A 12,668-nucleotide genomic window follows, 5' to 3' on the forward strand; every position below is an offset into this window, starting at 1 on the left:
AGAGCTACATTGCGCAACAGGAATACCCCTTTTACGCATCCCGGGGGAATGATGACTTACTCGCGGGTGAGAACGATTTTACCGAACGCGCCGCGATCGAGATGGTCGAGCGCCTGTTCAAGTTCATCAAAGCGGTAGCGGTGCTCAATGACCGGCTTCAGACTCGTGACATCAACAGCCCGGACAAAATCCTCCAGCGCCCGGCGATGTCCCACGCCAATCCCCTGAATGACCGGAGATTTCAGCAACAGCTCGCCAGCAGACAGTGAAATCTCCGCCCCCGCCAGCACACCAATGACCGATATCCGTCCATGAACGGCTACGGCGCGCAGGGAATGCTTCAGGTTCTCCCCGCCCACGGTTTCAATAATATGGTCGATACCGCGATCCTGCGTCAGTGCCAGCGTCGTTTCAGCCCAGTCGCCTTTCAGGCGGTTGATGCCCTGCCTGGCCCCCAGATTTTTAGCCCGCGCCAGTTTTTCATCACTTCCCGACGTGACAAACACCTCTGCGCCGTGCGCTTTTGCAATTTGCAGTGCGAAAATCGCCACCCCACCTGTGCCCTGTACCAGTACCGTTTGCCCGGCGCGCAAGTTTCCACGCTCGATCAGCGCGAACCACGCCGTAAGCCCGGCGCACGGTAAGGTGCTGGCCTCTGCGTCATCCAGGGTTTCCGGCGCGGCCACCAGCGCATCTTCCTTCACAATCACATACTCAGCCAGCATGCCCTGGAAGTAGCCGCCGGACGTTTTATAGGGCAGATTTCGTGCGTCCGCCTGCGGCTTACCGTCGAACCACTCAGGGAAAAAGGTGGAAATAACGCGAGCGCCGGGCTGGAAACGGGTGACGCCTTCCCCCGTGCTGTCCACCACCCCCGCCATGTCCGAGGCCGGCGTAAACGGGAAGGAAAGCGGGATCGGCATAGTGCCTTCAATCACCATTTTATCGCGATAGTTGAGCGCAACGGCATTCACCCTTACGCGCACTTCACCCGGGCCTGGCTCGGGAACAGGCTCCTGAATAAGTTTGAGGCTTTCGCGCCCAAGGGCGTTCATCGACCAGCGTTGCATTGTCTCTGTCATTTTTCTCTCCTGCCATCAAATAAGTGTCAGGACCACAGTCTACCGTTGACGAAAGGTCGCCAGTGGCGATAATTTTTCTCTTAATTGATGACTGAATAGATACAATCTATGACCGATACGCTGAAGGATATTCCTGTTTTTGTGGCCGCCGTTGAGGCGGGAAGTTTTGCGCAGGCCGCTATCCGTCTGCATTTGTCACGCTCAGCGGTCGGAAAAAGCATCGCTCGCCTGGAAGAGCGGCTGGGGGTACGCCTGTTTCAGCGCACGACCCGCAGCCAGAGCCTGACTGATAACGGCGCCCTTTTTTACGAACGCTGCCTGCGCGCGCTGGAAGAAATCCGCGGCGCAGAATCGCTGCTGGAAACAGGAAAACAGCAGGTCAGCGGCCGCCTGCGTGTTGCTATGCCGGTGCTGTTTGGTCGCCAGTGCGTCGCCCCGCTGCTGATAGACCTGGCGCAGGAACACCCCGGGCTTGAGCTCGAAATGTCATTCAGCGACCGCGTGGTGGATCTTGTCGAGGAAGGATTTGATATGGCGGTACGCAACGGCACGCTGCAGGACAGCAGCGTTCTGGTCGCCAGAAGACTGGGAGAACACCGCATGGTGCTGTGCGCCGCGCCGGAGTATCTGCAGAAAAGAGGTCAGCCTGAAACGGTGGCTGATTTGCCCCACCATGCGGCCATTAACTATCTGCGGGCAGGCAGAGTGCTACCCTGGCAACTGATGGATAACGCAGGGGCCTCGCACACCTTTACCCCCCGCTCATCACTCAATATGGATGACTTGCAGGCGATCTGCGACGCGGCGCTGGCCGGACACGGCATTGCATGGTTGCCCTGCTGGATGGCCAGCCGGGAAATTCATCAGGGAAAACTCGTCCCGCTGTTAAAGCAGGCACCGGATGTGCGCTTCGACGTGCATGCGGTCTGGCAACAGACGCCGCATCTGCCGCTGAGAGTCAGAATTGCCGTCGATACGCTCGCCAGCCGTTTACCGTCAGTGCTGTCGCAGGAAATGCCTGCGCCCATAAAAAAGCCGCGCTAAACGCGCGGCCTGAGTAAACCAGTCTGACAACGATTAAATATCGATGTTCGCCGCTTTCAGCGCGTTCTCTTCGATGAAGGCACGACGTGGTTCCACCGCATCGCCCATCAGCGTTGTGAACAGCTGGTCAGCCGCAATCGCGTCTTTGACGGTGACACGCAGCATGCGGCGGCTCTCCGGATCCATGGTGGTTTCCCACAGCTGATCCGGGTTCATTTCGCCCAGACCTTTATAACGCTGAATGGAGAGACCACGGCGGGACTCTTTCACCAGCCAGTCCAGCGCCTGCTCGAAGCTGGCTACCGGCTGACGGCGCTCGCCACGCTCAATGAACGCATCGTCTTCGATCAGCCCGCGCAGCTTCTCGCCGAGCGTGCAGATGCGACGGTATTCCGGGCCGGTCACGAACTCGTGCTCCAGCGGGTAGTCGGTGTCGACGCCGTGGGTACGCACGCGAACAATCGGCTCGAACTGCTGAGCGGCGTTCTGCTGAACATCAAATTTCCACTGGCTACCGTGCTGCTCTTTCTCGTTCAGCTCGCTCACCAGGGTGTTCACCCAGCGGGTAACGGCCTGCTCACTGCTCAGATCGGCTTCGGTCAGGGTTGGCTGGTAGACCAACTCCTTCAGCAGCGCTTTCGGATAACGACGCTCCATACGGCCGATCATTTTCTGCGTGGCGTTGAACTCAGACACCAGACGCTCCAGCGGTTCACCCGCCAGTGCTGGTGCGCTGGAGTTCGCGTGCAGGGTCGCACCATCAAGCGCGATAGCGATTTGGTACTGATCCATCGCATCGTCATCTTTAATGTACTGTTCCTGCTTGCCTTTTTTCACCTTGTACAGCGGCGGCTGAGCAATGTAGACGTGGCCACGCTCAACGATTTCCGGCATCTGGCGGTAGAAGAAGGTCAACAGCAGCGTACGGATGTGAGAGCCGTCGACGTCCGCATCGGTCATGATGATGATGCTGTGATAGCGCAGCTTGTCCGGGTTGTATTCGTCACGGCCAATGCCGCAGCCCAGCGCGGTGATCAGCGTCGCCACTTCCTGAGAAGAGAGCATCTTGTCGAAGCGCGCCTTCTCAACGTTAAGGATTTTACCCTTCAGCGGCAGAATCGCCTGGTTCTTACGGTTACGGCCCTGCTTCGCAGAACCGCCCGCGGAGTCCCCTTCCACAAGGTACAGTTCGGACAGCGCCGGGTCACGTTCCTGACAGTCAGCCAGTTTGCCCGGCAGACCCGCGAGATCCAGCGCGCCTTTACGACGCGTCATTTCACGGGCTTTACGCGCCGCTTCACGAGCACGTGCTGCATCAATGATTTTACCGACAACGATTTTCGCGTCGTTCGGGTTCTCCTGCAGGTAGTCGCTCAGCAGTTCGTTCATCTGCTGTTCAACCGCCGATTTCACCTCTGAGGAGACCAGCTTGTCTTTGGTCTGAGAGGAGAACTTCGGATCCGGCACTTTCACGGAGACAACAGCAATCAGGCCTTCACGGGCATCGTCACCGGTGGCGCTGACTTTCGCTTTTTTGCTGTAACCTTCTTTGTCCATGTAGGCGTTCAGGGTACGGGTCATCGCCGCACGGAAGCCTGCAAGGTGGGTACCGCCGTCACGCTGTGGAATGTTGTTGGTGAAGCAGTAGATGTTTTCCTGGAAACCGTCGTTCCACTGCAGCGCCACTTCCACGCCAATACCGTCTTTTTCGGTGGAGAAGTAGAAGATATTCGGGTGAATCGGCGTTTTGTTCTTGTTCAGATACTCAACGAACGCCTTAATACCGCCTTCGTAGTGGAAGTGGTCTTCTTTGTTGTCGCGTTTGTCGCGCAGGCGAATTGAGACGCCAGAGTTCAGGAACGACAGTTCACGCAGGCGTTTCGCCAGAATGTCGTACTCGAATTCGGTCACGTTGGTGAAGGTTTCAAGGCTTGGCCAGAAACGCACCATCGTACCGGTTTTTTCGGTCTCGCCGGTCACGGCCAGCGGGGCTTCAGGCACGCCGTGCTGATAGATCTGACGGTGAATTTTGCCTTCGCGCTGGATAACCAGTTCCAGTTTCTGCGACAGGGCGTTTACCACGGAAACACCTACGCCGTGCAGGCCGCCGGAGACTTTATAGGAGTTATCGTCGAACTTACCGCCGGCGTGCAGAACGGTCATGATCACTTCTGCAGCGGACACGCCCTCTTCCGGGTGAATACCGGTCGGGATGCCACGGCCGTCATCCTGTACGGAAACGGAGTTATCGGCGTGGATAGTGACGATAATGTCTTTACAGTGACCCGCGAGCGCTTCGTCGATAGCGTTATCTACCACCTCGAATACCATGTGGTGCAGACCGGTGCCGTCATCCGTGTCGCCGATATACATACCCGGGCGCTTACGCACCGCATCCAGCCCTTTCAGGACTTTGATACTGGAGGAGTCATAAGAATTCGACATCAACGTTTCTCGCTCATTTCAACTTGGGTTAATCCGTTATTTTACCCTTTTCCACGGTAAACATCTTCGAATTTTCGTCCGACATGTCCATAACGTGTTCAGCGCTAATGGCGCTGACGAAAACCTGCGACTGCGTGGCTTTTAAGCGGCTGGCAAGCAGCCCGCGACGCGCGTCGTCAAGTTCCGAGGCAAAATCATCTATCAGGTACAGGCAGCGTCGCCCGCTCTCACGGGTGAGAAACTCCCCCTGCGCCAGGCGCAGCGCGCACATCAGGAGCTTGAGCTGCCCGCGCGACAGCGTGTCTTCCACCGGTGCACCGTCGGCACGAATGCGGAAATCCGCCTTGTGCGGGCCGTGCGCGGTGTAGGTCAACATGCGGTCGCGCTCGAAGTTTCTCTCTAACACCTCGGCATAATCCGTCTCTTTCTCCCAGCCGCGCTGGAAGGAGAAGGTGAGAGAGAATTCGGGTAAAAACTGTTTGCAGGTGTCGGCCATGTCTTCGGCAATACCTGCGCTGTATTCGGCACGCCAGCGGCTGATTTGTTCCGCAAGAGGGATAAGTTCCATGTCCCACGGGCGCAGCTGGGCGTAGCGCGTCACCTGGCGCAATGCGGCGTTACGCTGCTTAAGCAGGCGCTTCAGGTTGCTCCAGGCATTAAAGAAACCGGCTTCGTTGTGAAAGCATCCCCAGTCGAGGAACGCTCTTCTGTATTTGGGGCCGCCGTTGAGTAAAGTAAACCCCTCCGGCGTAATCAGCTGCATCGGCATCAGCAGCGCCAGCTCCGCCACCTTGTGGCCGTCGGTACCGTCGATGCGCACCTTGCTGTCGCCCTGCTTGTCTTTGGTCAGGCCGATGGCGGTCTCCCGCTCCTCGCCCTGCAAACGCCCGTGCAGAACAAAAGACTCCTGTTCGTGGCGAATAACGCGACCAATCTGCAAACTGCGAAACGCCCGGCCGTGGCCGAGCGTATAGATGGCCTCAAGCACGCTGGTTTTGCCACTGCCGTTGGCGCCAACCAGGAAGTTAAAGCCAGGGGATAAAGCGAGATCCGCGCTTTCGATATTGCGAAAGTCGCGGATCAACAGACGGGTGAGCGACATTACAGTCTCATTGGCATGACAACATAGGCAGCCGACTGTGATGCGGCATCTTCAATCTGTACGCTTGAAACGGAATCGGTCAGCAGGATGCGCACGTTCTCGCATTTCAGCGCATTCAGCACGTCCAGCACGTAGCTGACGTTAAAGCCGATTTCCATCTCTGCGCCGGCGTAGGTGACGTCCAGAATCTCTTCTGCCTCTTCCTGCTCCGGGTTGTTAGCGGTGATTTTGATCTGATTTTCACTGACGTACAGGCGCACGCCGCGGAATTTCTCGTTGGAAAGAATAGCGGCGCGAGCAAAGGCCTGCTTGAGGCTGTCGCAACCTGCTTCCAGCGTTTTGTCCGGGTTCTTCGGCAATACGCGGCGATAATCCGGGAAACGACCGTCAACCAGCTTCGATGTGAAGACAAAATCACCCACGTGCGCGCGGATGTTGTTGCTGCCGATCTGCACGCGCAGCGGCGTATCGCCGCCGTCGAGCATACGCATCAGCTCAATCACCCCTTTACGCGGCACGATCACCGAATGGTTGGGCAGCGCGTCACCAATCGGCATAGAACAGACCGCCAGACGGTGGCCGTCAGTGGCCACGGTACGCAGCTCTTCACCTTCGGTTTCGAACAGCATACCGTTTAAGTAGTAACGAACGTCCTGATGCGCCATAGAGAACTGCGTGGCTTCAATCAGACGCTTCATCGTCGCCTGCGGCAGGGTGAATTCGACTTCACTTTGCCAGTCGTCCAGGTTCGGGAAGTCCGCAGCGGGCAGCGTGGAGAGCGAGAAACGACTGCGGCCAGAGCGCACCAGCATACGGTCGCCTTCAAGCTGCACAGCGATTTCAGCGCCTTCCGGCAGCCCACGGCAGATATCAAAGAATTTACGTGCCGGAACCGTGGTCGCGCCTGCGTCGTGCGGCTGCGTCAACGTAACGCGTGCGATCATTTCCATTTCCAGATCTGTACCGGTCAGCGACAGCGTACCGTCCGCGACCTGAAGCAGCAGGTTTCCGAGAATAGGCAGCGTTGGGCGGCCACCTAATGGGCCACTCACCTGTTGCAGCGGTTTTAATAAATGTTCACGTTCAACGGTAAATTTCATAGCGTCACGATGATAATGTTCTGATTAGATTGGAAAAATCTTCTTTTATGTCGTGGCTTTCTTCGCGTAACTGCTCAATCTTGCGACACGCATGCAGCACGGTCGTATGGTCACGGCCACCAAACGCATCCCCGATTTCCGGCAGACTGTGGTTGGTTAACTCCTTTGCCAGCGCCATCGCCATCTGACGCGGACGCGCCACCGAGCGGGAACGACGTTTAGACAGTAAATCAGCCACTTTGATCTTGTAGTACTCAGCCACCGTCTTTTGAATATTGTCGATGGTGACCAGTTTTTCCTGCAATGCCAGCAAATCGCGCAGCGCTTCACGCACAAAATCGATGGTGATCGCACGACCGGTGAAGTTGGCATTGGCGATAACGCGGTTCAGTGCCCCTTCCAGCTCACGCACATTGGAGCGCAGACGCTTGGCAATGAAGAACGCCACTTCACCCGGCAGGCGAATGTCATTTTCATCGGCTTTCTTCATCAGGATCGCGACGCGGGTTTCCAGCTCCGGTGGCTCGATCGCCACGGTCAGGCCCCAGCCGAAGCGGGATTTCAGACGATCTTCAACACCGTTGATCTCTTTTGGATAACGATCCGAGGTCAAAATGATCTGCTGATTGCCTTCCAGCAGGGCGTTGAAGGTGTGGAAAAACTCTTCCTGCGATCGTTCTTTATTAGCAAAGAACTGAATGTCATCGATCAGCAGCGCGTCAACGGAACGATAGTAGCGTTTAAACTCTTCGATCGCATTGTTTTGCAGGGCTTTAACCATGTCCTGAACGAAGCGCTCGGAGTGCATATACACCACTTTGGCGTTGGGCTTGCGCGCCATAATGCCATTACCCACCGCATGCAGCAGGTGGGTTTTACCCAGACCCGTGCCGCCATAAAGGAACAGCGGGTTATAAGCCCCGCCCGGGTTATCAGCAACCTGGCGAGCCGCCGCGCGCGCCAGCTGGTTCGACTTACCTTCAACGAAGTTATCGAACGTGTGTTTCACGTTAACGTTAGAGCGGTAGGTTGGCTCAGCCGGTGCCGGGACGTTATCCCAACCCTGGCGAGCAGGCGCGACACGAGGCGCAGGCGCGGGAGCGGCCTGGGCAGGCGCTGCCACATTGACGGTTTCACGAACGGTTTGGGTAACCGGCTTTGTGCCTACTTCAAAGCGCAGCTGTGGGGCATCTGACCCGCAGAAATCGTTCAGCAGTCCATTGATGTTGTTAAGGTACTTGTCCCTTACCCAATCGAGCACAAAACGGTTTGGCGCATACAAAGCCAGCGTGTTATCGCTCAGTTCCGCCTGCAACGGGCGGATCCACATACTGAATTCTGTGGCTGGTAACTCATCCTGCAATCGGGCAAGACACTGCTGCCAAAGCGAAAGTGACACGGCGGACTCCACTCGAACAATAAAAGAAAACTATTGAATATTCATGATTGTTGGCGCACATCGGCATGACCCTGTGTAAAGGGGGACGTGCGAATTGCTATCTGCAATTTATCCTGACCAGGATCCTGGGATCCCGATCGGGACCGCGGATCATAGCCTAAACTGAGCCAGAGATCTTCTGTTTCTCACAGATTCTTCCCGATTTATCCACAGGAAGATCCGGAACCGGGTAAGTGTAAACGATCCTGGCGCGAGTGCCCCGCGATTTAGGCCGCATATTGGAAAATTTAATGAGCACAGACAATTTATTGCTTAAATGATCTAACGAAGATCCGGGACGATCCTTGCGCTTTATCGGTGAGCCCGTATAATCCTCGACCCGGCGCGTGATGCTCATCTCCTGCGTCGTCCGTTGCTCATTTTCCACGCGAAATCGTGCGGAAATACGCAGGGATTTAAGGAAAGAGAATTGACTCCGGAGTGTACAATTATTACAATCCGGCCTCTTTAATCACCCACGGCTTCGGCGTCCGTCATTCGAATCTCGTTCGGGCATCCGAAAAAAGCCATGAATTTATTCAAGTTTAGGTAGAAATCGCCATGAAACGCACTTTTCAACCGTCTGTACTGAAGCGCAACCGTTCTCACGGCTTCCGTGCTCGTATGGCTACTAAAAATGGTCGTCAGGTTCTGGCACGTCGTCGTGCTAAAGGCCGCGCTCGTCTGACCGTTTCCAAGTAATAAAGCTAACCCCTGAGTGGTTAAGCTAGCATTTCCCAGGGAGTTACGTTTGTTAACTCCCGCTCATTTCACTTTCGTCTTCCAGCAGCCACAACGGGCTGGCACGCCGCAAATCACCATCCTCGGCCGCCAAAATTCGCTGGGGCATCCCCGCATCGGTCTCACAGTCGCCAAAAAAAATGTTAAGCGTGCGCATGAACGCAATCGGATTAAACGTCTGACGCGTGAAAGCTTCCGTTTACGTCAGCACGAACTGCCTTCTATGGATTTCGTGGTGGTGGCTAAAAAAGGGGTTGCCGACCTCGATAACCGTGCTCTCTCGGAAGCGTTGGAAAAATTATGGCGCCGCCACTGTCGCCTGGCTCACGGGTCCTGATAGCCCTCATTCGGGTCTATCAACGCCTGATTAGTCCGCTACTCGGGCCGCACTGCCGTTTCACACCAACATGCTCAAGCTACGGAATTGAGGCATTGCGCAGGTTTGGAGTGATAAAAGGCAGTTGGTTGACGGTGAAACGCGTATTAAAATGCCACCCTTTACACCCAGGTGGAGACGATCCCGTCCCTCCAGGACCTTTTGATACCAGAGAACACTAACGATGGATTCGCAACGCAATCTTCTTATCATCGCTTTGTTGTTCGTGTCTTTCATGATCTGGCAGGCGTGGGAGCAGGATAAAAATCCTCAACCACAACAGCAGGTCACGCAGACAACGACCACCGCAGCGGGTAGCGCCGCCGACCAGGGCGTACCGGCCAGTGGCCAGGGGAAACAGATTACGGTTAAGACCGATGTGCTTGAGCTGACAATCAACACCCGTGGTGGTGATGTTGAGCAGGCGCTGCTGTTGACCTACCCGAAAGAGCTGAAGTCTAACGAACCGTTCCAGTTACTGGAAACCACGCCAGAGTTTATCTACCAGGCGCAGAGCGGCCTGACCGGTCGTGATGGCCCGGATAACCCGGCTAACGGTGCGCGTCCACTGTACAACGTCGAAAAAGACGCTTTTGTGCTGGCTGATGGTCAGAACGAACTTGCTATTCCGATGACCTACACCGACGCCGCGGGCAACACCTTCACCAAAACCTTCACCCTGAAACGCGGTGAGTATGCGGTGAACGTGGGCTATACCGTACAGAACGCCAGTGCGAAACCGCTGGAACTGTCGACCTTCGGCCAGCTGAAGCAGTCCATCAATCTGCCGTCTCACCGTGACACCGGAAGCAGCAACTTTGCGCTACATACTTTCCGTGGCGCGGCATACTCCACGCCTGACGCGAAGTATGAGAAATACAAATTCGACACTATTGCCGATAACGAAAACCTGAACGTCAGCGCTAAAGGCGGTTGGGTGGCGATGCTGCAGCAGTATTTCGCGACGGCGTGGGTGCCAAATAACGACGGTACCAACAACTTCTACACCGCGAACCTGGGTAACGGTCTTGCAGCCATCGGCTACAAATCTCAGCCGGTTCTGGTTCAGCCGGGTCAAACCGGTAAGATGGCAAGCACCCTGTGGGTCGGCCCGGAAATTCAGGACAAAATGGCCGCTGTTGCGCCGCACCTGGATCTGACCGTTGACTACGGTTGGTTGTGGTTCATCTCTCAGCCGCTGTTTAAGCTGCTGAAGTTCATCCACAGCTTCCTGGGTAACTGGGGCTTCTCCATCATCGTTATCACCTTTATCGTTCGTGGCATCATGTACCCGCTGACTAAAGCGCAGTACACCTCCATGGCGAAGATGCGTATGCTGCAGCCGAAGATTCAGGCAATGCGTGAGCGTCTGGGCGATGACAAACAGCGTCAGAGCCAGGAAATGATGGCCCTGTATAAAGCAGAGAAAGTAAACCCACTGGGTGGCTGCTTCCCGCTGCTGATTCAGATGCCAATCTTCCTTGCGCTGTACTACATGCTGATGGGCTCCGTTGAGCTGCGCCATGCGCCGTTCGCGCTGTGGATCCATGACCTGTCCGCACAGGACCCGTACTACATCCTGCCGATCCTGATGGGCGTGACGATGTTCTTCATTCAGAAGATGTCGCCGACCACCGTGACCGACCCGATGCAGCAGAAGATCATGACCTTTATGCCGGTCATCTTCACCGTGTTCTTCCTGTGGTTCCCGTCAGGTCTGGTGCTGTACTATATCGTCAGCAACCTGGTGACCATCATCCAGCAGCAGCTGATTTACCGTGGTCTGGAAAAACGTGGCCTGCATAGCCGCGAAAAGAAAAAGTCCTGATCCGTTAAGTTAACGCTAAAATAAGGGCGGTCGATTGACCGCCTTTTTTATTTGTATTGAACGAGAGCAACCATGAGCCATAACGACACTATCGTCGCCCAGGCAACCCCACCGGGACGCGGTGGTGTAGGCATTCTGCGTATCTCCGGCCTGAAGGCGCGCGAGGTCGCCGAAGCGGTACTGGGTAAGCTGCCAAAGCCGCGCTACGCTGATTATCTGCCGTTTAAAGACACCGACGGCACGCCCCTGGACCAGGGCATTGCGCTGTGGTTCCCCGGCCCAAACTCCTTCACCGGCGAAGACGTGCTGGAACTGCAGGGTCACGGCGGCCCGGTCATCCTCGACCTGTTGTTAAAACGTATTCTGACCCTGCCGGGCCTGCGCATTGCGAAGCCGGGTGAATTCTCCGAGCGTGCCTTCCTCAACGACAAGCTCGACCTGGCGCAGGCCGAGGCGATTGCGGACCTGATCGACGCCAGTTCTGAACAGGCGGCCCGCTCCGCCCTGAACTCGTTGCAGGGGGCTTTCTCCGCGCGCGTGAATCACCTTGTGGAAGCACTTACTCACCTTCGAATCTACGTCGAAGCGGCGATCGACTTCCCGGATGAGGAGATCGACTTCCTCTCTGACGGCAAAATCGAAGCCCAGCTCAACCAGGTGATGGCCGATCTCGACGCCGTGCGTGCCGAAGCGCGCCAGGGGAGCCTGCTGCGTGAAGGGATGAAGGTGGTCATCGCCGGGCGTCCCAATGCCGGCAAATCGAGCCTGCTGAACGCCCTGGCGGGCCGTGAAGCGGCGATCGTGACCGACATTGCCGGAACCACCCGCGACGTGCTGCGCGAACACATCCACATCGACGGCATGCCGCTGCACATCATCGACACCGCCGGTCTGCGCGATGCCAGCGACGAAGTTGAGCGCATCGGTATCGAACGTGCCTGGCAGGAGATCGAGCAGGCCGACCGCGTGCTGTTTATGGTGGACGGCACCACCACCGACGCCGTTGACCCGGCAGAGATCTGGCCGGACTTTATCGCCCGTCTGCCGGCGAAGCTACCGATCACCGTGGTGCGTAACAAAGCAGACGTCACCGGTGAAACGCTGGGCATCAGTGATGTAAATGGTCACTCACTTATTCGCCTGTCGGCCCGTACCGGCGAGGGCGTGGACGACCTGCGTAACCATCTCAAGCAGAGCATGGGCTTTGACACCAGCATGGAAGGCGGCTTCCTGGCGCGACGTCGTCACCTGCAGGCGCTGGAAGAGGCGGCGAACCACCTTGTTCAGGGTAAAGCGCAGCTGATAGGCGCCTGGGCGGGTGAACTGCTGGCGGAAGAGCTGCGCCTGGCGCAGCAGAATCTGAGCGAGATCACCGGGGAGTTCACGTCGGACGATCTGCTGGGAAGGATCTTCTCGAGCTTCTGTATTGGTAAGTGACCTACCCTGATCGATGGTGATTTCCTCCAGGGAAATCACCATTGTCCAAATGGCAACTCGCCTAATCCCTTTTCA

11 protein-coding genes are annotated in these 12,668 nt (G+C 56.5%); 6 read left to right on the forward strand and 5 right to left on the reverse strand.

The annotated features are described in order from the left end of the window. Window positions 1-56: 56 nt before the first annotated feature. Window positions 57-1,082, reverse strand: coding sequence for a zinc-dependent alcohol dehydrogenase family protein (locus EKN83_RS15305; RefSeq protein WP_045285339.1), 1,026 nt, complete (start codon window positions 1,080-1,082; stop codon window positions 57-59). A gap of 108 nt (window positions 1,083-1,190) precedes the next feature. Between EKN83_RS15305 and EKN83_RS15310 the strand changes: the two genes are divergently transcribed. Next, window positions 1,191-2,126 (forward strand): LysR family transcriptional regulator, encoded by a 936-nt coding sequence (locus tag EKN83_RS15310; RefSeq protein WP_025756971.1) that lies wholly within the window; start codon window positions 1,191-1,193, stop codon window positions 2,124-2,126. 33 nt (window positions 2,127-2,159) lie between these two features. On the opposite strand, the gene gyrB is transcribed toward EKN83_RS15310, so the two are convergent. From gyrB to dnaA, 4 genes are read right to left on the reverse strand one after another with little or no spacing between them, the layout of a single operon-like run. Beyond that, on the reverse strand, window positions 2,160-4,571 hold the full coding sequence (gyrB, locus tag EKN83_RS15315) for a DNA topoisomerase (ATP-hydrolyzing) subunit B (RefSeq protein WP_047957396.1): 2,412 nt from the start codon (window positions 4,569-4,571) through the stop codon (window positions 2,160-2,162). A gap of 28 nt (window positions 4,572-4,599) precedes the next feature. Further along, complete coding sequence (gene recF, locus EKN83_RS15320) at window positions 4,600-5,673, reverse strand: DNA replication/repair protein RecF (RefSeq protein ID WP_013094779.1); 1,074 nt, start codon at window positions 5,671-5,673, stop codon at window positions 4,600-4,602. Further along, on the reverse strand, window positions 5,673-6,773 hold the full coding sequence (gene dnaN, locus EKN83_RS15325) for a DNA polymerase III subunit beta (protein WP_014830028.1): 1,101 nt from the start codon (window positions 6,771-6,773) through the stop codon (window positions 5,673-5,675). The genes recF and dnaN overlap by 1 nt, the downstream gene beginning before the upstream one ends. Window positions 6,774-6,777: 4 nt before the next feature. Then, window positions 6,778-8,172 carry a chromosomal replication initiator protein DnaA gene (gene dnaA / locus EKN83_RS15330; protein WP_010426558.1) on the reverse strand — a complete coding sequence of 465 codons (1,395 nt, stop codon included), beginning with the start codon at window positions 8,170-8,172 and terminating at the stop codon, window positions 6,778-6,780. Window positions 8,173-8,772: 600 nt separating this feature from the next. On the opposite strand from dnaA, the gene rpmH reads away from it, so the two are divergent. The 5 genes from rpmH to mnmE all read left to right on the forward strand — a co-directional run bounded on the left by rpmH (window position 8,773) and on the right by mnmE (window position 12,593). Further along, entirely contained in the window at window positions 8,773-8,913 is a 141-nt protein-coding gene (rpmH, locus tag EKN83_RS15335) for a 50S ribosomal protein L34 (protein WP_000831330.1), read from the forward strand. Between the two features lie 16 nt (window positions 8,914-8,929). Further along, on the forward strand, window positions 8,930-9,289 hold the full coding sequence (rnpA, locus tag EKN83_RS15340) for a ribonuclease P protein component (RefSeq protein WP_024907873.1): 360 nt from the start codon (window positions 8,930-8,932) through the stop codon (window positions 9,287-9,289). Further along, entirely contained in the window at window positions 9,253-9,510 is a 258-nt protein-coding gene (gene yidD, locus EKN83_RS15345; RefSeq protein WP_001307474.1) for a membrane protein insertion efficiency factor YidD, read from the forward strand. The genes rnpA and yidD overlap by 37 nt, the downstream gene beginning before the upstream one ends. Before the next feature lie 2 nt (window positions 9,511-9,512). Beyond that, the gene (gene yidC / locus EKN83_RS15350; RefSeq protein WP_025756968.1) at window positions 9,513-11,156 is read left to right on the forward strand and encodes a membrane protein insertase YidC; all 1,644 of its coding nucleotides are present in this window, start codon (window positions 9,513-9,515) and stop codon (window positions 11,154-11,156) included. Between the two features lie 72 nt (window positions 11,157-11,228). Next, on the forward strand, window positions 11,229-12,593 hold the full coding sequence (mnmE, locus tag EKN83_RS15355) for a tRNA uridine-5-carboxymethylaminomethyl(34) synthesis GTPase MnmE (protein ID WP_021242672.1): 1,365 nt from the start codon (window positions 11,229-11,231) through the stop codon (window positions 12,591-12,593). Window positions 12,594-12,668: the final 75 nt, after the last annotated feature.

It is taken from the genome of Enterobacter sp. WCHEn090032 (assembly GCF_003986875.1).
GTDB lineage: Bacteria > Pseudomonadota > Gammaproteobacteria > Enterobacterales > Enterobacteriaceae > Enterobacter > Enterobacter sichuanensis.